The sequence below is a fragment of the Chitinivibrionales bacterium genome (assembly GCA_014728215.1).
GTDB lineage: Bacteria > Fibrobacterota > Chitinivibrionia > Chitinivibrionales > WJKA01 > WJKA01.
In genome coordinates this window covers 1-18,127 of the sequence record WJLZ01000142.1, presented here as the reverse complement: position 1 = coordinate 18,127, position 18,127 = coordinate 1, and the positions used below count along the sequence as shown (strand labels likewise).

The window sequence follows — 18,127 nt, the reverse complement described above, 5'->3', positions numbered from 1 at the left end:
GCTCCCATACCACCCCCTGTGAAGAAAATTTTATAGAATAAACGGTGAACTTTACCGGAAATTCAGAATCTGAATTCTATAAAAAGAAATATCTGCACACAGCATCAAGCAAGCATTTTCTTCACTAATTATATTATAACAATCGTAAAGAGTAATTATTTCCGGTTTTCGGAGGGATTTTGGAAGATTCCTTTAAACATCGGATCATTTTTAAACTTAACAAAATAGTAATGAGTCATGAAAGAACCCGCCAATGACATGAGAATCGAAAGTGTTCCTACACCAATCAACACTCTCGCCTGTAAAAAGGCCGGTTTTCCACGCTTGACTTTTGTATCTCGTATAACTTTCATACCTGGATAGGGCACTCGTTTGAATTTCAGAATTTTTCGCCCGGTGATAATGAGATAATATGCCGGCCCGATAAAACTCAGCAAGAAAATTATCGCCACGGTTTCAATTACCACCATCGCCCGGGGAATAGAAAGTTCTTGAAGTTGCAGTAAAAACCAGGGAATTACATATTTAATAATCAGGACCAAAAACACTGCTCCTAACGCATATCCAGAAAAAAGACGGTTACGGTAGGTTTTGTCGGCCCTTACTATTTCTTCTTGCATTATTAATCTTCTCTCAGTATATCGTGCAATCCTGTCTCGTTAAATCACATCTGATCTCACTAATTTATTATTAAGCCCCAAATGCACATTTTCAAGCAAAAAAAGGGCGGAAATAAGAAAAAAAGCCGGCGATAGTCGCATATCGATCACTACCAGCCCCAAGTAGTCGCATTTTTGCGACTTTCATTTCGCGATTGAATATCGCTATCCTTCTTATATCTTTCGTTAAATCAACCTTTTATAGAAATGTTTCAGAATTGGCATATAATTTGAGTTTCCATTCGGAATGAAATTAGGCACGAATAAATATCTCAGGATGATGCACAAAAGGAATATACAATGAAATCACTTACTATGCGAAAATCGATATTCATATGCATCTGGGCAGTCGTTGTGGTTTCTGCAGAGAAATCCACTCAAACCACAATATCGGTGTATGGTTTCAGATCAATCGATATTTCCCAGTCGCTGGCACTTTCTCTTCAGGAACAAATTGAATCGAATCTTATTCATTATGGCAATTTTGAAGTTGTATCAAGGACCGATATGGATAAAATTCTTGCCGAAACACGACTTCAGCAACAGGGTGTCTGTTCGGACAGTGCCTGTCTTGTCAAAGCCGGCGCCATTCTGGGCGTTTCAAAACTTGTCACCGGTACTGTCGGTAAAATCGGAACAACCTATAATATTGTCCTGAAGCTTATTGATATATCAAGCGGCGCCATAGAGTCATCGGTTAACCGACGATGCCGGGGTGAAATCGATTCACTTCTCCCCCTTACCGACCGGGCCCTTGAAATGCTTCTGGTAACGTCAATCAAGCCCGAAATCATAGTCAAAGATTCGATTGTAACGATTACCGATACACTTATCACCACGATAACGGATACAGTCTTTAACACCGTTGAAATTGAACCTTATAGAGGAAAGGAGATGAAATCGAATACAGAACATTCCAGTGCTGTACAGCTCTCAAAGAAGCAGCAGTATAAAAGTATCGATTCAAAGAAATTAGGTCTTGGTGCATTATCCATAATTTCGGGTATTGCACTTGTTGTTGCAATAAATTCCATACTGTAAAAACCACTTATTGGAGGAAACAATGCGTAAGTTTACCATACACTCACTATTGATTGCATTAATGATCACTTCGCTATGGCAGATCCCGGTTTCGGGTCAGACGGAAGAAGCGTATGATGAGTATACCGGTGAAGAAATGGAATCGAACCGGTTATCGGGTCCCCGTATGGGAATAACCTATGTTCTTCCGGGAACTATGCAGGACAGATTAACGGATAAGGGAATTGATCCTGTAATCAGTCAATTTGGCTGGCATTTTGAATGGGTCGTTGCTCCCCGAAGCGGTGGTCCGGGCTTTGTAATTCAGGCGATCCCCTTTCTCGGCGGCGTTGAATACGGAACGGTTATCCCGAGTACCTCATTGGCTATGGGGATACGAATGCCCATGGGCCTGGAATTCGGGATGGGTCCCCAGATATACTACACCGGAGAAAGGAACAACCCGGTGGGCACATCGTTACTTATTGCGGTCGGTCAAAGCCTGAATTTCCGCGGGGTAAACATTCCGCTTAATCTGGGATTGCTTACCAATGATGAAGGACAGCGGATATCCTTTGTATTCGGGTATGCCATTAAAAATAAAAAGAAACGAACAATTCACTACTAATCCCGATTTTTGCCAATTTGTAAAAGCCCTGTAGAGTATTGTGCGGGGCTTATATTATTGACTGACTATTTCGGGATGAATGACAACTTCAACACAACTCGCAACCGAATTAGCGATAAAACAGAGATCATGGGCTTGATCATGAAGGTTCTGAAAGTCCTGTTCCGAGGGCGTCCTATCGCCGCTGAAAGAGACACGCGGGCTCAGCTCAATTCTGGTGATTGCCGGTTTTTTTTCCGGATTTTTTCCCAACACTGCAATTGCAGTATCGCTGTAATCATCGATAGTAAAACGTTTTTTTGCTGCCAGGGCTAAAAAGGTCAGCATATGACAGCTCGCCATTGATATCACAAAGGCCTGCTCGGGATTGAGACAATTTTTATTTCCATGATACTCAGGGGCTGCTGATGCACAGAGACTCCCCTCTTCACCGTACCTGATCGTATGATCCCTGGTATATGCTTTATAATCGAAAGTTTCGGAATCTCTTTTCCATTCAAGTGCTATCTGATATTTCGACATATCAATACCATCCCTTCCGTGCAGCAAATCAAGGTTCTTTGCGTTCCATCATTTTCCTTAATTTATCAAGTTCAGCCTGGTGCCGTCGAAGTTTTTTTTCTTTACATTCTTTTATTAAATGCAAGAAATACCACGAAATGTTATGAACACCATCCTCACCTCTGATTGTACAAATTGTATCGAGGCAGTGAAGTGTTTCCGGGGCCATAGAGCTGTGTTTTACCACTCCCCACAACTCGTGGGGAAATCCTGTGCAACGGTAATCCGGACACCCCAGAATCAGAGAGTCATCTTCGGGCTCAATGAATTCCCCAAAGGCAGAATCTTCATACCAGAATACACAAAACTCCTCGACTTCCTCGACCGAATCTCCGGCCGAAGTATCAAAGACCGCCGAATCAGCAATTACTGAATCGTCGCTCGCTTTGCCAGTAATCGCTGTATCAGTAGTTTCATTCTGAGCATATACGATATCAAAAGAGAATATCGTTACAACCAAAAAGAAAATCAAACAACCCACAATAGTACACTTTAGTCTAATAAATAAATAATCATTCATATTGAATATAATTGATTACTGAGGAAAACTCTCAGCATGCTTTTCAATCCATTCGGCAGCAGCCTGTTCACCGGAAAGCCTCCGTCCATTTTTCTGCAAAACCTCTTTTCGATAATGCTCGATATGACAAATCTGCTCAACCATCCGGACACAGAAATTCGTAGATTCATCCGAGAATGCCACCCCTACCTCACAATTGTCATTGCACTCCCGACACCATACAACTTTACCATCGGCTTCATACCGGTTTCCAATGTGAGGAAATCTGATTTTTATCGGAGATCCCGGTGTCATGGAATCATCAGCAATAAAACAGATTCCACCCTTACTAATATTTTTCAGAGGCTTTTTGTTCTGAGCAGTGCTGTTTGGTACCGAATATTCGATAGGGATGTCGGATGGATGCCGTATGTACTGTCGCATTTTGTTTAGCAGGAAAAGATTGTAAATGAGTGGATTCCAAACTGTATCTTTTTACCTTATTACTTCTTCTTTATAATATACAAAGAAAAGGACTGTTTTTGCCAAAAATTGATTTCCCAAATGAAACATTGTTTCAGCGGGGACCATTCCCCCGCAGTTTTTAAGCAAAAATCCATCAGTATCCCGGACCATTCAGATCGATGGTTCCGTCAGGAACCTGCATTGTCGCAGGCCATGCCATGATATATGGATTCCACCAGGGATTTTCTTCGGTGTGCCCATTCCATCTGGAATTAACAAATCTGTTGGTAAGAAGGCGGGCACCCAGTTTTTGATAAAAATCAGGGGCCCTGGTTTGAAAAATGGATCCACAAAACAGCGTCCCATCGATACGCGCAAAGGCGCTTTTGACAACCTCCGCTCCCAGTCCACTCCCTCTCTTTTCGGGTAGGACACATACCCCTCGAAGAGCCATAATTCTGAGGGGGCCACCAACGGTATTATAAATCCGCAAAAATGTCATGGCATGGGCCAGAAGATGCGAACCATTCCAAATAGTAAAGTGCACCGGCTCATCGGTAAATTCAAAATCCTGCTTTCTGGGATTCGGTGGTTCCGGTTTTGAGTGAAAGCAGAGATGTTGCAGCTCGGCAATTGCATCACTCTGCTCTATCGTTAATTCCGATTTCTTAAAGCATGTTACTTCCATATTCCGATCCTTGTTTGAATAGATAAGATTTTTCAATTTTTTCTTTTCTTATCCTTTTCCTGAAAATATATATTTCTACAAGTATTAATTGAAGGAGCTTTCATGGTTGTTACTATTAAAAAGCGAATCGAAAAACGTGCATATCAGCTTTTTCAGCAGCGAGACTGCAATCATGGCAACGATATGGATGACTGGCTGAGTGCTGAAAAAGAGATCGTGTCCTTTGAAATCTTTCAGTCCGATAGAAAATCAGTGAGAAAACATAAATTTTCCAAGGAGTTTGTAAAAACATTAGAGAAAGCTAAATACCGCTGACTGTCCGGTCATCGGAAACTGTCTTTTAAAACGTCAAAAAATCGGTCTCTGTAGGGCGCGTTTTCATTCATGAGCTGATGGTGGGCATTTTTTATTGTGTGATATTCCAAATGAGCCGCCTTTTTTTCAAAATATTTCTTATTATACCGCCATTCCACAACATCATCCTTTGACCCCTGTATTACCGTAAGAGGCGTAGAAAGCATACCATACCCGCTGATTTTATCTGTCCAGGCATAAAATGCCTTTGCCCATTCCATGGGGAAATGACGGCACCCGAGGGGGTCCTTGCGATGGAATTCGATAAATTTTTTATCATGGGATGAGTGCCTGAACCACCGCGGCATCCTTTCGGTAAAAGGGGACATGAGGAAATAGCCGATTTTGGAGAGATGATAATACCTGCTTCGAACCAGCGGTGCAAGAAAAATTGCCCGTCGGAAAACATTTTGGGTATAGTTCATCAGATACTCGTAAGATGCCGCACATCCCGTGCTGTGGCCCATCAGAATACAGGGTTCCGGCAAATGAGGTGCACAAGAGGAGATGAAATCATTGAGCACCGCCGCATAAAGCTCAAATGATGGGATCGAGGCGCGTTTTCCAGAGGAAAGACCATGACCGGGCATATCATAGGCAGCCACACAGTACCCCGATTCGATTAAAAACCGAAATAAATAATGGGCCGTACCCGTGTGATCGTAGTAGCCGTGAAGGAAAAAAACTGTTCCTTTGGGATTCTTTGGCTTATATACATGGGCGGCCAGAGAATACCCCTGCGATTCGAAAATACCAAAATGGTGTTCGCACGGAATGTCCAGAAAATAAAAGGAAAAATAGGAAACTATCTGGTCCGGATAAGGGATTGTAGAATCCATCCTCAGAGGTTTCATCTGCTTTTTTACCGATGAAACATCCATACTCCGCTCCTTCCGTTGCATATCACCGGCCCTGATCGTTGCCACAGCTATCAGCAGGACAGCAATAGCAGGAATGAATACCCGTTTTTTTACCTCTTTTACGGAAATACCTACTTCACCTCGGATAGAACATTAGTGAGTGCACCGTCAAAATCGGAAATAATATTCAGGAAAGCATATTTCGCGCATTTATCCACAATAGCTCCTCAATAAATCAACATTTGTTTTTCCAAAAAGAGAAACGTCACAATATAAAATATTTACCTCATGGATGCTACAATAAAATAGATTTCCAGAATTTTCCGTTTACCGGTACCCCTGCTCTGTTCCCCGATATGAAACTGCCGGCTCTATCATTATATATTTTCCTGTTGACTGGTAATCTGACAAATTATATATCTGGTTGAGAGGAATTACCGTTGATGATTTACCGAAAACTCGGCACAACCGGCCTGATGGCATCCCAGTTAGGATTCGGCGCCATGCGCCTTCCCATGACCGGTGAAGGCATCGATGCGTGTGTTGACCGTGAACGGGCTGTTCCCATGATCCATCGAGCTTTTGAAGCCGGGGTTAATTATATCGACACAGCAGTAGGCTACTGTAACCGCGACAGCCAGCGGGCTATTGGTGAAGCGCTCAGGGGGTGGCGGGATAGAATAATTGTTTCTACAAAGAATCATTACTATGGTCCGGATGAAAAGGAATGGTGGAAAAACCTTGAAGACAGTCTTTATCGACTTAATATCGATTGTATCGATATCTATAGTCATCATGGTATCAACTGGCGCCATTATGAAGAAAATGTGGCTCCGCGATTGAGTGCATGGATGCAAAAAGCCCGTGATCAGGGATTGATCAGGCATATCTGTACTTCCTTTCACGATTCCACCGAAGCGCTCGTGAAACTGGTCGACACGGGATACCCGGAAGTAATCACCCTTCAATACAACCTCCTGAACCGCGGGCTTGAAGAGGGCATTGCCTATGCTGCGGAAAAGGGTATCGGTATTGTCGTGATGGGTCCTGTTGCCGGGGGGCGGCTTGGCGCGACCTCATCGATACTCGAAGAAAATATTCCTCATCTCCGGAAAGTGCCGGAACTGGCGCTCCGGCATGTTCTTGCCAATCCCAATGTTTCGGTTGCCCTTTCGGGAATGAGTACCATGAGTCATGTTGAAGAAAACATTTCGGTCGCATCGGATACTCCCCCGCTTACCGAAGAACAGAAACGACTCATCGACGACACAGCCCTGCGTATCAAGGAGCTGGAGAAGCTCTACTGCACCGGCTGCGGCTACTGCGAGCCTTGCCCGAACAACGTAGCAATCAGCCGCATTTTCGAATGGTATAATCTCGGACGGCTCTACGGTTACTGGGATCGGGCAACGATGCTCTATCGGGAAATCGGCGTAAAGGAGAATGACAAGCGAAAAAAAGCCGACTCTTGCATTGAATGCGGCGCATGCGAAAAGAATTGCCCGCAGAATATCGAGATAATCAGGAATCTCAAAGCGGCCCATACCGATCTTGGCTAAAACAGGTGCATAAACCGGGTGCACTATTTTTATAATCCTTATCTCCCTGTTGCTCTTCTCTCCCCTTTAAACTATAATAATAACTCAGGACTCTCAATCGTGTACCATAACCAAAGGGTGTGCCATGAAAATCATGTACGAATTTTTCTTTCCCGAAAACCGGGTCGAGCAGTTTGAATTGAATTTCGATGATTCCGATTTTACCCTTGGACCGTTGCCGATAGAAGAAAAGGACTCGTGGATCAAACTCGAATTTCATCAATGCCCCTGCTGTCCACTGAGCGCCGAAACTCACGAATACTGCCCGGTTGCCCGGAACCTTCTTCCGGTGCTTCTCCGGTTTAAAAGTGAATATTCTTATGTCGATGTTCTTACCAAAGTGCACACCGAAAACCGCCAGACTCATCGCTACGGTGCGCTTCAGGATGCAGTCAGTCCGCTGATCGGCCTGATTATGGCGACCAGCGGCTGTCCGATACTCAACAAACTGAAACCGATGGCAGTCACTCATCTGCCCTTTGCAAATGATCGGGAGACTATTTACCGGGCCGCACTGGCCTATCTGTTCGGTCAACTTATCAGAAACAAACACGGAAAAACCCCCGACTGGAACATGGAGGACTTTCAGAAATTGTACGCTACAATACAGGAAATCAACGGCTCCTTTTTTCAACGTTTCAGAGAATTGAAAGGAAAAGACGCCAACGTGAATGCGCTTCTTATTCTCAATGTATTCGCCCAGATCGGCCAATTTTCAATTTCCAACAACTGGATTGAATCGATCTCTCCTGTATTCGAAGCCTATTTGCGCGACTAAAATAATTGCATCCATGTCACGGTGCGATCAGCCGCTCCCGGGGTTCAAATCTTCCGGTTCGCCGAAGAATACGGGCAATTTTTGCGGGGAATGGATGGGATTTTGGAAGAATATTGGCTGTTGCTGAATCGGCTTTTTCGGGCCTGATCCGGCTTGTCATTTCAACTTTTACCATCGCCGAGTCGACCTCAGAATGCGAAACTGTAAAGGTAAGGACTCCTTTATCCTGCGGGATTTCTGTACTGTAAATACCACTTTCGATAATAAAACGGGCCTCTTCCCGCTCATCGTATTCAAGGACTTTCGGCTTGGTGGTTAGCATAAACCTTACCGTATCGATAGTATCGATAGTAAAACCGAGCTGCTTGAGCAATGTATCGATATCCTTGAGCGCAACTGGTTTTGTGCCGAGATAATCGAATACATAAGGAGACATGTCATCAGAATACGAATGCCTTACCATGCGGGAACCCGACAGGCATCCGCCGATATGCAAAAGAAATGTCAGTAGAATCAGTTTTTGTATCATAGCACCTGTACTCGTATGGGACTATAAAAAAATATTTCCTTCTGGATTTTAATGCAAACCGATCGCTTTCGAGAAAATTAATGCAGACAGGAAATATAGCGGGAAAAAGAACCACCTATTTTGCTTCAAGACCATCCGGAGTCACACGAAATGTCTTATTGGTCATACGGTTTTTTATAATCTTTGTATTGCCATAAAGAGATAAAATAACACCTGGATAAATATCTCCACTTACTTTGATATATCCATGCCGGGTGCCGGGCTGCCTGACAGCTTCTTTTATTTTATCTATCTGCTGGTCGATATATTTTAATTTCATGTTCATTGCATTGTACGTATCGATCCAGGTTTTCATTTCATTTCTCTGCCTGTCGGTAATGGCATTACCGGCTTTTTTGACGATTGCGGCTTTTGCCTTGATATTCTTTTCGATAGGTTCTTTCTTTTTAAGCATCTCTGTTTTCAGGTTTTCCAGTTCGCTGAGTTTTTCTTTTTTGATTTCGAGATTTTTGTCGACGATCGATATTTTTGTCTCCACATTACTGTCATTTCCCAGCTGGCGGACTTCCACGTGGTCATAGGCACTAACTTCTCCTCCGACTACGCTGGATTGGTTATCGGTGGCCCCGAGAATTGCACATTTGATTTTTGAATGAAGGCAATGTTTCAGAATTTCACACATCCCCTCGGTTTCAACACATTTTGCTTCCTGACAAAATGCGAGATAAACTCCTGCTTTTCCATATATTTCCGCTTCCTCTTTCCCGATAACTCCCGCTTCGATTACAGCCTTCCCATTGCGTGAGATGATCTGTGCAGTTTCCACGATCCCCTTTATGGTCACATTTCCGTCGGCTTCAACACAAAAGCCGGGTTGAACATTTCCTTTGATAGTTATATCACCGGAATATTTAATATTTCCGACCCTGAAATCGACATCCTTTTCGATCATAAGCACTTCCAGTATCTGGAGTAACTGACCATACTGGTTTAACACCCCCGAACATGCTGCGATCAACCGACTACCATCGTCGGAAATAATGGTATTTTTGCCCTGGGGCATTTTGATATCATTTCCCGGCGTGGGCGGGATTTCTTCACCGGTAACTTTTTTACCGGGAATACCCTGCGTGGGGGGAATTTTTACTGCAAGTACCTGCCCTTTTCCGATCTGAACAAAAGACTCGATATTCCGGTAGTCCACACTGCCGTCACCCCTGCTGTGCGGTCTGGTGTCTGGATTGAGATTAACCTGCATATCCAATTTTGCATCTTCACCGTCGACTGGTTCCTTTCCCCGGGCAATCTCAACATACGTATCGAATCGCATGTTTTTAAGAATTTCAGCGGCTTTTTCCCGAAGTATGCCATAGCAAATACCTTTTCGCCGAAGACAACAGAGGAGAGGGAGCAGTGATGGTCTTACATTATCGGCAATGCAGTTGGAATCGATTTTCATGGAAGCCTGCATATCCGAAATGGAGACCTCCACATACCTGTCAAGAGCCCCGTCATACTGCTCAAAAGGAGGCCCGATCGGTTCATATTCCCCCGTGGCCCGTGAAATAACGTCTTCAATAATATCCCACTGGTAATTAATAATCTGTCCGGTCTCAAGAGCGCGCCGTACCCGGTCGGGATCGATCTTTCCTTTCATTTCGGGTGGAACGGCAATATAAATACCGTCGTCCCTTTCCTCAACCTTAAAAAATTTTTCCAGCGGGTTAGCCATAAATCCCCGGTAAATATGGTGCGTGATCCTCAGTTGCCTATTTCATTTTCAGAACTGAATATTGTAATAAGCCTTGCAAGGCCGGTCAATCGGAGAGTATCCTGAATGCCTTCATTAGGCTGAACGATGGCGAGTTCTCCCGCCTGTTCTTTAACAATTCCAAGGCATTGAACCAAAACCGAAATTGTAGCACTGTAAAAATAAGTGCCTTCTGTAAACACCAGTGCTATATGCGAAGCATTCTGATCTACTTTCTCCCGGATCATTTCTTTGAGCACCGAAAGATCGGCATCAGCATCAAGATCCTCTTTGATTCTGAATACGTGGTATCCGTTTTTGATATCGGATTCAATATTCATTATTAATTCCCTTTACAATATTCCAGAGAATTACAGATAATCAGTATTCGTAACTGATTTATTATAAATAGGATACCATCACTTGGCGAAAAAAGCAAATGTTTTTTCGGGAAATTTAAATTATTAACCTGCTGCGTCTTTAATCTTTGCCGCATTTTTAATAATGGCGGCAAGCTGTTCTCTGGTAATACTCTGTTCACCGTCACACAAGGCGCTCGAAGGATCATTATGAGTCTCGATAAGAAGCCCATCGGCTCCGGCGGCCAGGGCTGCCATGCTCATAGCATACACCCGATTTCGATAACCGGTTGAATGGGAAGGATCAAAGAGGACCGGAAGGTTTGATTCCTGTTTAAGAACTGCAACCGCACCAATATCAGCGGTCGCTCTCTGAAATTTGGATTCTTCGAACGTTTTAATCCCCCGAAGGCAAAGGATGACATTGGGGTTGCCGTTCGAAACAATATATTCTGCTGCAAGAAGGAAATCTTTGAGGGTTGATGAATCTCCCCGTTTGAGAAGAATTGGTATTTTGCTCTCCCGGGTCTTCATTGCAAGAGCCTGAAGAAACCCGTAGGATTTCATATTTCGAGTGCCGATCTGAATAATATCGGTATAATCGATTACATTATCCAACACACTTTTCTTTTCCACACTACCGTCTTCGAGAATATGGCAATGCATTCCCGTGGCCTCGGTTACGATTTTAAGGCCGTACTTCTTACGAGCCTTGTCCAGTATTTTTAATCCCTCAACCCCCATGCCCTGAAAACTATAGGGAGATGTTCTGGGCTTGTAAGCGCCTCCGCGGAGAAAGGGAATGCCGAGTTCGGCAACATAGTCGGCAACGGCCATTATCTGACTTTCACTCTCGACCGAGCAGGGCCCTGCCATCATGACCGGCTTTTCGCCGCCGATTTTAATCCCGTCGATTTCAATTATTTTTGTTGCAGCGGAAAATTCTCGCGAAACCTGTTTATAGGGTTTTGATATCCTGATTACCTTTTCAACCCCTTCAGCTTCAGCAAAATAGCTCTCTTCAATGCCACTGAGATCACCTAAAACACCAATGATATCTATTCCCGTTGAACCATGGCTTATCTCATAATTGAACCCCTTCGAGGTAATCTTATTCAATATGGTCTCTTTTTGCTCCGGGCTAGCACTTTTCGACAGATGAATAATCATTGAAATCTCCTGGATTATCTGATTTAATGGAAATTCGGAAAGGGTAAAATAATTCTTTTGATTACTTAATGTATGATCCTTTTGATTTGGTCTTTTTTTATGGTATAGTTTAGAATATAGAATCGGAGCATATTGTAATTTCTATATATTCCATGTTCAGCAATAAGTTTCACCTGCAGTATTAAAGCAAAGCCATGGAGCAAGGTAAAAAATATTCCCTTCAGATAAAAAAGCTGCTCAACCTCATACGGTTTACCAGAAAACATAAGAGTAAGTATGCGCTCATGCTCTTTTTTCTGGTGCTTCAGATGGGAAGTTATAACCTTCTCTCTTTTTCGCTCAAATACTTTGTCGATGAGCTTATCCCCCAGCAAAGCATTTCAAAGATACTCTGGTTTTTAGGTCTCTGGATTGCGGTTTTTGCGATCCATAGCGTTTTTACCCTCTTTGCAGCAAAACACCGGATCTTTTTAGTGAGGACCCTTGTCGCAAACGTGAGGTCGGAGATAATCAAAAAACTCCAGGTAATGGTTATCAAGCACTTTGATGAGCGCGGGACCGGCGCTACATCGGCAAAAATCCTTCGGGATATGGAAAAGCTCCAGGAGTTTTATGATTGGCTCATGGTTGCATTTCTTCAGGCAGTAGTCGGTATGATAACAGTATTCCCCTTTCTTACCCATGTCGATCCTCTCCTGACCCTCATTGCCTATATGTATATCCCTGCGGTTCCACTTATACAACGATTATTCCAAAAAAGGGTAAGCACCCGCTCATATGCCCTGCGCAACACCAACGAACGATTGAGTGAAAAACTGGTCGACTTCATTTCCGGGATCAAGCATATCAGAATTTTCGCCACCGAAACCGATCACAGCAAAATGATTCTCAATGAAGTGGATACAGTGAAAGAAGCTGATATTCATTTCACCATGATCATGCGCATTCTGTTTATGATAATCCAGTTTTTCAGAGATTTCACGCCGGTCCTCCTCTGGGGTGTTGCGGGAATACTGATGATTTACAAGTCTTCACTCACAATGGGCGCCGTGGTTGCCTATATTGCCCTTGTCAACCAACTGCTTATGTCGTTCAACCTTCTTTTTTCATCATTCGACCGTGTTGTAGCGGCATCACCGTCCATTGCCGCAATCCAGAATATTATTGCCAATAAAGAGATCGAAAACCCTAAACCCTTAATACACGATTTTGTTATTGACGGCAGAATCAAGGTCGATCATGTCGATTTCAGTTATGAAACCCGAAGAGGCCAGAAACAGCTCGTGAATATCTGTATGGATATTCCCGCAGGTATGCGCGCTGCGCTGGTAGGGACCACCGGTTCGGGAAAAACTACTCTGATCAATGCTCTTTTGGGATTATACCCGATCGGAAAGGGAACAATTTATTACGGTAGCTACGACATCAGGGATCTGAAACTAAATAAACTGAGAGAACAAATCGCAATATTGACACAGGATACATTTCTTTTCAACACCACAATCGGTGAGAATCTGAGATTTGCCCATTTAAAGGCTGCCGAAAAAGATCTGGTCGAGGCGTGCAGGAAAGCTGAGATCTATTCGTTCATCCAGTCGCTTCCTGAGGGGTTTAATACTCATGTGGGGGAACGGGGGGTACAGCTTTCCGGAGGGCAACGCCAGCGTATCGGTCTGGCCCGGATATTTCTTCGAAACCCGAAAATCATCATTCTCGATGAGCCATCATCTGCGCTCGATGTTATCACCGAAGAACGACTGTTTGCAACACTCTACGAACAGCTCAAAGAACAGACGCTCATTATTGTCGCCCACCGCCTCTCGACAATCAAACATGTCGACCGGATTTTTGTTTTCCAGGACGGCAGCATTGTCGAACAGGGCGCCTTCGATGAACTCTATGAAAAAAACGGGCTCTTTGCGCGGATGGTGCGGGCAAGTGAAGCCCGGAGCGAGAAAAAGGGTGAAACACTATAATTTTAGTCTCGTTATTCCGGCGGAAGCCGGAATGGCAGCTGAAATGAAATTAACCACAGGGATCTGAGTAGATACATAATTTTAATGTTACCTACTATGGCCTGGAAGGCCATGCCCACGCCGGTGAAACAATTACCCCGGGATTTGTACGGCTACGAATCCCTTTCACTTCTTCCTGTATACAGCGAGACCATATAACCATTGCATCGGGAGGGGACCATATCTCTTTTGAGCACTTTTGGTCGGCCGCTCCTGGTTTCTTCAACCACCCGGCAGAAGGGTGTTCTCGGCCCGAAACAGGCTTCCCCGGCGGTGAAGGACAATGATGATTCATTATTGACAAAAGCAGGGGCGTCTTCTTTTTTTGATGTCGAATAGGCAAAGGCGCCAAGGATTTCGGTCGCTCCACCGTTTTTCGTTTCGAGGAGTACCCCTCCCCGCTCGGTCTTGAATCCCAAGATCCATAACGAGCCGCCATCGTTGACTACATGCGTCCCTACAGGTTCGGGGTTGAACTGACGGGCCCATACTTTGCAGCCGGCAAATTTCCAGAAAGTTACTGGATTGGAACAGACATCTTCGATAAATATTTCACCCCCGCCTGCAAAATGACCGGTTACATTACAGCAACTTCTGATAATCAGTGTCCGGGAAGACTTATTTGTAAGAAAAATGGTCGGTTCAAAATTGCTCTCGAAACGCTCGAATACCACCACCGGCGCGGTGCCGTCAACAAGCGTAAAAACAGGAGTATCCATGGAAGGCACATCCAGGAAAGCTTCACACCCAATAATTCTTTGAATATTCCCTCTGATCAGAAGCGGCTTTTCGATCCGATAGACGCCCCGGGGAAAATAGAGCGTTGATTTTCCCGAATCGATCGCCTGCTGTATTGCAGAAGATATATCTTCACTGTCTCCCGGTTTTGCCCCGAAATGAGTGGGACTCACCCATTGATCCGGCTGGTCCCAGGGGATGTCGGGGGTCTCTTTAACAGTAAGATTCAATGACTTTTCGGACGTTGGAAAAAGTGTTTTGATTTCATGGGATACGAACTCTTTAATGTATGTATCACTTACGGCAACGGGTTTTTCCACCCTACTCACGATTGAATTCCGATATGCATCAACAAAAACATTGCGGGCAAAGAGCGATGCTTCGTTAATAACAGCATCGTGCAGTCCGGCTCCTTTTCCACCCGAAAATTCCGAGTCCACCAGGGTGATCATACCGGTGCCCGGTTTGTTGATAATAACCGGAACACTGTTTTTGCTGAACAGCTTACGAATGCTCACGCATTGACCATCATTATAAATCCCGCAAACACGTTGCCCTTCAAGTGCAACATGTTCAAAGGTCATGCTGTCGACACTGTATTTTATTTTTACGCCGTAATTAAAGCCTTCAATACCAACATGTTTGATCAACAGCGGTCCGATCTCATCACTGTAGGACATGTCAAGGCCGATAACACCGGAGCCGTCACCCGAGCGGATGGTTACATGGTACATGCCTCCCTGATTATTGGTCATAAACTGCGCACCGATTGCCCCGTAATTACCCTTTCCCGTATCGATTGTCAGATTACGCACCGCATTGCGGAACCGCTGAGCGGGTGCTTTGCCGGTCCAGATCACAGCCCGGGGATTGTCGGCATCACAAAAACCCTCACACGAATCGATAAGCTTGATTACTGTGTATTCTTTGTTCTGCCCCTGAAGAATCGTGTTTTTCTGAGCATGGCCGGGTTCTCCCGCGGGCCATCGCAGGGTGTCGGAAACACGATAGATACCCCGGGGAAGGTAGATAATTGCCCTTCCGTCGGGATTATCGTCAAGAGCACCCTGAATCGCCCCAGTATCGTCGGTAATGCCGTCCCCCCGGGCATTGTAGGGAGGCCTGGCGACATCGACAACTCCGGAATCGTCGGGGAATACTCTATCAACAGATATCATTTTACTCTCACCACGATAGCGAAATTTCAGAAAGATTTAATAGATAAAAGAACCGAGTTATAAAAAAAGCGAGGTCCAAAACCTCGCCCTTGACATTGTAAATGATATTTTCAGGTTTGAAATTACCGACGGATAGCGATTTTTGTCTTTTTTGTTTCAGGGGTAGACCTCACATTACCGTCTTCATCTCTGGTATACACACTCAAAATTGCAAGATAAGTTCCGCTTTCAACAGCCCGGAGATTCCGGTTTCTTCCATTCCAGTGCATAAACCAGTCGGTATTATATCGCTGACCTTCAATCCCTTCGGCAATCAAATTACCCAGAGGATCGTATATTTCAACCGTAACCCGTTCGATTTCTATCCAGGAAGTATCATTGCCGTACACCGAAGCATCCAGAACAATCATAGCGCCTTCATTACTGCCCCCTATGTCGACCGGAAATTTTTGCTCCTTACCGGGAATAATTGAAATCGCTCCGGCATCAAATGAGAACGGTGGCGGCTTTATACCCAGAGGTTTTTTACCACTCATGTCGGAGTTATTTTCAGAATCATAAACGCTGTTATCTTCAAGCCATATCTGATCGGTTTTGGACGGTGTAATCCCATCTCCACTGATTGAAGACACCTCAAACAGATACTTCATTCCAATAGTTGTATCTATCGTCAAATCCATGGAATAAGGAGTACCGTCTTCTGTTATAAAACCGAAGGGTTTGTTCAGATTAATATTATCGATATCTTCCGAAAAAAGAATTCTCAACGCATCCTTTCTCCCATCGTCCAGTGATGCCGGCTCATAGGTGGCCTTCACAATAACGGGGGCCATTTTATCCTGAATAAAAACGGTCGTATCGCTGACAAACCTCGCATAGGGACCTATTTCAAAGAGATTGAACGCAAGTGAATCGTCGGCATCCACAGCGGTATTGATTGATCCGTTATGGTCGACTTTGATACCGAATCCCGAGAGCGTGGCGGTAACACCGGTAACTGTCAGTTTCCTGTCGCCCGGAAGAATTATTCTTCCTCCTCCACTACTCCCGCCTTTGGCCGAATCGAGATGGGCGATATCCAGAGGATTGACCGGCTGGTCGGTCTCAACATGAATAGAATCGATATACCCGTCGCCATCACTATCGTAGTAAGCGGCCCATTCGATTGTCACCGGATCATAGCCTTCGAAAGGAAATGTTTTCGAGACTTTGTCTAAAGAAATATCCGGGTTCTGCCATCTGACAATGATACTGTCTGATGTCGAATGGTGGAGAACATTGTCGCTTGTTGAAGAGTTTCCGATTAATTTCTGCTCAAATGAGCCGGTATAGACACCTCCGGAATATTGCAGAGAGACAGTGACACTATCTGTTCCCGAGGTGTTCACCACCCGGGCGGTGACGGTTTGTGAACTGGTAAATCCTTCAAGATCGAGTTCAATATCCAGCTCGTTCATTTCCGCTGTTGCGGGGTTTGACGATGTAATATTATCGCTGTCGTAGGACATTGTAATATCGCGGTTGTAACAGGTTTTTGTGATGCCGTAAGGAAGAGCCCAGGTTGTGACTTTCGGGTTGCGAATGATCTTGAACGTTGAAGCGATTGTCGTATCGCCCTGCCCGACAACACCGGCGGTATCGTCGATCAGATATTCGAAACTGAGCGACACATCCGTTGTTTCGGCTTCCAGAGGATTCGGGTTATCGAAATCAAAGGTACTTCCTGCAATAGTCTGCGACACATTACCGCTGATCGTACCGCTCAGGGGAGTCACCTGGGCCTTGAATACCTGGGTAAATATTTCTTCTTTCATTATCTGATACAGGCGGTCGTGATTTGCACCGTTGAGCGGCCACAATTCGCTGTTTTTGTTGGGGTCATTACCCGGATTGTAATCATTTTGACGGATATTAAGTGTCATGGAATGCAGTTTATCCGGCTTGTTTTTCAGATATATCGTAAATGTGGTGGGCATGTTATCACCGCTGATATACTGGGTCTGATAGGGCTCCATTTCTTCATTAACATTACTGTTTTCGCCGTCGGAAATAAGAATTACGAACTGTCGCTGACGGCTGTAATCATCGGAGTAATTGAGCGTGTCTTTACCAAAAGCATCCTGGGCCGCCATTGTGGCCAGGGTAATATCGGTTCCGCCACGGCGGTCGTTACAGTCTCCGGCATAACATCCCATGGTCCGCTGTTTCGGCTGATTCGTCGCAGTGAGGATCGATCCGGTACCTGAATATTCATGCACCAGAAGGTCTTCGATATTTT

The 18,127-nt window shown here is 44.5% G+C and carries 17 protein-coding genes; 6 read left to right on the top strand and 11 right to left on the bottom strand.

Going from position 1 to position 18,127, the window contains the following annotated elements:
• Positions 1–155: 155 nt before the first annotated feature.
• Entirely contained in the window at positions 156–620 is a 465-nt protein-coding gene (locus tag GF401_12280) for a hypothetical protein (GenBank protein MBD3345831.1), read from the bottom strand.
• Between the two features lie 339 nt (positions 621–959).
• Between GF401_12280 and GF401_12275 the strand changes: the two genes are divergently transcribed.
• Positions 960–1,700: a hypothetical protein gene (locus GF401_12275; GenBank protein MBD3345830.1), complete on the top strand. Its 741-nt coding sequence runs from the start codon at positions 960–962 to the stop codon at positions 1,698–1,700.
• Positions 1,701–1,722: 22 nt separating this feature from the next.
• Complete coding sequence (locus tag GF401_12270) at positions 1,723–2,307, top strand: hypothetical protein (protein ID MBD3345829.1); 585 nt, start codon at positions 1,723–1,725, stop codon at positions 2,305–2,307.
• A 54-nt stretch (positions 2,308–2,361) separates the two neighbouring features.
• Here GF401_12270 and GF401_12265 read toward each other — a convergent pair whose 3' ends face one another.
• From GF401_12265 to GF401_12250, 4 genes are all read right to left on the bottom strand, one after another.
• Complete coding sequence (locus GF401_12265; GenBank protein MBD3345828.1) at positions 2,362–2,829, bottom strand: OsmC family peroxiredoxin; 468 nt, start codon at positions 2,827–2,829, stop codon at positions 2,362–2,364.
• A 28-nt stretch (positions 2,830–2,857) separates the two neighbouring features.
• Positions 2,858–3,349, bottom strand: coding sequence for a hypothetical protein (locus GF401_12260; protein ID MBD3345827.1), 492 nt, complete (start codon positions 3,347–3,349; stop codon positions 2,858–2,860).
• Between the two features lie 54 nt (positions 3,350–3,403).
• Entirely contained in the window at positions 3,404–3,811 is a 408-nt protein-coding gene (locus GF401_12255) for a PilZ domain-containing protein (GenBank protein ID MBD3345826.1), read from the bottom strand.
• A 175-nt stretch (positions 3,812–3,986) separates the two neighbouring features.
• On the bottom strand, positions 3,987–4,520 hold the full coding sequence (locus GF401_12250; protein MBD3345825.1) for a GNAT family N-acetyltransferase: 534 nt from the start codon (positions 4,518–4,520) through the stop codon (positions 3,987–3,989).
• A 102-nt stretch (positions 4,521–4,622) separates the two neighbouring features.
• On the opposite strand from GF401_12250, the gene GF401_12245 reads away from it, so the two are divergent.
• Positions 4,623–4,835: a DUF2934 domain-containing protein gene (locus GF401_12245; protein MBD3345824.1), complete on the top strand. Its 213-nt coding sequence runs from the start codon at positions 4,623–4,625 to the stop codon at positions 4,833–4,835.
• A gap of 8 nt (positions 4,836–4,843) precedes the next feature.
• On the opposite strand, the gene GF401_12240 is transcribed toward GF401_12245, so the two are convergent.
• Positions 4,844–5,800 (bottom strand): alpha/beta fold hydrolase, encoded by a 957-nt coding sequence (locus GF401_12240; GenBank protein ID MBD3345823.1) that lies wholly within the window; start codon positions 5,798–5,800, stop codon positions 4,844–4,846.
• A gap of 377 nt (positions 5,801–6,177) precedes the next feature.
• Here GF401_12240 and GF401_12235 point away from each other — a divergent pair, with 377 nt between their 5' ends.
• Positions 6,178–7,293: a 4Fe-4S dicluster domain-containing protein gene (locus tag GF401_12235; GenBank protein MBD3345822.1), complete on the top strand. Its 1,116-nt coding sequence runs from the start codon at positions 6,178–6,180 to the stop codon at positions 7,291–7,293.
• Between the two features lie 124 nt (positions 7,294–7,417).
• Complete coding sequence (locus GF401_12230; GenBank protein MBD3345821.1) at positions 7,418–8,110, top strand: hypothetical protein; 693 nt, start codon at positions 7,418–7,420, stop codon at positions 8,108–8,110.
• Between the two features lie 16 nt (positions 8,111–8,126).
• Here the strand turns inward: GF401_12230 and GF401_12225 are convergent, their stop codons facing one another.
• The 4 genes from GF401_12225 to aroF all read right to left on the bottom strand — a co-directional run bounded on the left by GF401_12225 (position 8,127) and on the right by aroF (position 11,918).
• Positions 8,127–8,639, bottom strand: coding sequence for a hypothetical protein (locus tag GF401_12225; protein MBD3345820.1), 513 nt, complete (start codon positions 8,637–8,639; stop codon positions 8,127–8,129).
• 115 nt (positions 8,640–8,754) lie between these two features.
• Positions 8,755–10,371 (bottom strand): DUF342 domain-containing protein, encoded by a 1,617-nt coding sequence (locus GF401_12220; GenBank protein MBD3345819.1) that lies wholly within the window; start codon positions 10,369–10,371, stop codon positions 8,755–8,757.
• A 29-nt stretch (positions 10,372–10,400) separates the two neighbouring features.
• On the bottom strand, positions 10,401–10,730 hold the full coding sequence (locus GF401_12215) for an STAS domain-containing protein (GenBank protein ID MBD3345818.1): 330 nt from the start codon (positions 10,728–10,730) through the stop codon (positions 10,401–10,403).
• Positions 10,731–10,853: 123 nt separating this feature from the next.
• The gene (gene aroF / locus GF401_12210; protein MBD3345817.1) at positions 10,854–11,918 is read right to left on the bottom strand and encodes a 3-deoxy-7-phosphoheptulonate synthase; all 1,065 of its coding nucleotides are present in this window, start codon (positions 11,916–11,918) and stop codon (positions 10,854–10,856) included.
• Positions 11,919–12,112: 194 nt separating this feature from the next.
• On the opposite strand from aroF, the gene GF401_12205 reads away from it, so the two are divergent.
• Positions 12,113–13,894, top strand: coding sequence for an ATP-binding cassette domain-containing protein (locus GF401_12205; protein ID MBD3345816.1), 1,782 nt, complete (start codon positions 12,113–12,115; stop codon positions 13,892–13,894).
• A 152-nt stretch (positions 13,895–14,046) separates the two neighbouring features.
• Here GF401_12205 and GF401_12200 read toward each other — a convergent pair whose 3' ends face one another.
• Positions 14,047–15,849 carry an endopolygalacturonase gene (locus GF401_12200; GenBank protein ID MBD3345815.1) on the bottom strand — a complete coding sequence of 601 codons (1,803 nt, stop codon included), beginning with the start codon at positions 15,847–15,849 and terminating at the stop codon, positions 14,047–14,049.
• Between the last annotated feature and the right edge of the window lie 2,278 nt (positions 15,850–18,127).

Excerpts from the sequence above, each read along its gene's own strand:
- GF401_12280 (MBD3345831.1), bottom strand. The coding sequence starts at position 620 with ATGCAAGAAGAAATAGTAAGGGCCGACAAAACCTACCGTAACCGTCTT.
- GF401_12255 (MBD3345826.1), bottom strand. The coding sequence starts at position 3,811 with ATGCGACAGTACATACGGCATCCATCCGACATCCCTATCGAATATTCG.
- GF401_12275 (MBD3345830.1), top strand. The coding sequence starts at position 960 with ATGAAATCACTTACTATGCGAAAATCGATATTCATATGCATCTGGGCA.
- GF401_12265 (MBD3345828.1), bottom strand. The coding sequence starts at position 2,829 with ATGTCGAAATATCAGATAGCACTTGAATGGAAAAGAGATTCCGAAACT.
- GF401_12235 (MBD3345822.1), top strand. The coding sequence starts at position 6,178 with ATGATTTACCGAAAACTCGGCACAACCGGCCTGATGGCATCCCAGTTA.
- aroF (MBD3345817.1), bottom strand. The coding sequence starts at position 11,918 with ATGATTATTCATCTGTCGAAAAGTGCTAGCCCGGAGCAAAAAGAGACC.
- GF401_12220 (MBD3345819.1), bottom strand. The coding sequence starts at position 10,371 with ATGGCTAACCCGCTGGAAAAATTTTTTAAGGTTGAGGAAAGGGACGAC.
- GF401_12200 (MBD3345815.1), bottom strand. The coding sequence starts at position 15,849 with ATGATATCTGTTGATAGAGTATTCCCCGACGATTCCGGAGTTGTCGAT.
- GF401_12245 (MBD3345824.1), top strand. The coding sequence starts at position 4,623 with ATGGTTGTTACTATTAAAAAGCGAATCGAAAAACGTGCATATCAGCTT.
- GF401_12215 (MBD3345818.1), bottom strand. The coding sequence starts at position 10,730 with ATGAATATTGAATCCGATATCAAAAACGGATACCACGTATTCAGAATC.
- GF401_12205 (MBD3345816.1), top strand. The coding sequence starts at position 12,113 with ATGGAGCAAGGTAAAAAATATTCCCTTCAGATAAAAAAGCTGCTCAAC.
- GF401_12230 (MBD3345821.1), top strand. The coding sequence starts at position 7,418 with ATGAAAATCATGTACGAATTTTTCTTTCCCGAAAACCGGGTCGAGCAG.
- GF401_12225 (MBD3345820.1), bottom strand. The coding sequence starts at position 8,639 with ATGATACAAAAACTGATTCTACTGACATTTCTTTTGCATATCGGCGGA.
- GF401_12250 (MBD3345825.1), bottom strand. The coding sequence starts at position 4,520 with ATGGAAGTAACATGCTTTAAGAAATCGGAATTAACGATAGAGCAGAGT.
- GF401_12270 (MBD3345829.1), top strand. The coding sequence starts at position 1,723 with ATGCGTAAGTTTACCATACACTCACTATTGATTGCATTAATGATCACT.